Annotated in this window: 1 protein-coding gene; it reads right to left on the bottom strand. The window is 68.1% G+C overall.

Going from position 1 to position 273, the window contains the following annotated elements; all coding sequences use genetic code 11:
* Window positions 1–273: AMP-binding protein (locus tag GYA94_RS27285; RefSeq protein WP_161893512.1), on the bottom strand; the 273-nt coding region annotated here is incomplete at both ends.

Below are 273 nucleotides of genomic sequence, written 5' to 3'. Positions count from 1 at the left end.
CTGCAGCACCGTGTCACCGGCACACAGGCCATAGGCTTCCTGCATCCAGTGCAGGCGGTTGGCCAGGGCTTCATGGCTGTTGCCGGCGCCTTTCGGCCGGCCGGTGGAGCCGGAGGTATAGATGACATAGGCCAACTGCCGTGGGTCGGTCGCCACCTGGGGCGGGCTGGCGGGCTGGTCGTCCAGCGTCAGTTGGTCCAGGGCGATGCACTGCACGTCAGCGGGCACCGGCAGGCTGCCCTGCAGCGCCTGATGGGTCAGCAGCAGGCGAAT

This window comes from Pseudomonas juntendi (assembly GCF_009932375.1).
Lineage (GTDB): Bacteria > Pseudomonadota > Gammaproteobacteria > Pseudomonadales > Pseudomonadaceae > Aquipseudomonas > Aquipseudomonas juntendi.
This window is presented reverse-complemented; position numbering and strand designations above follow the sequence as displayed.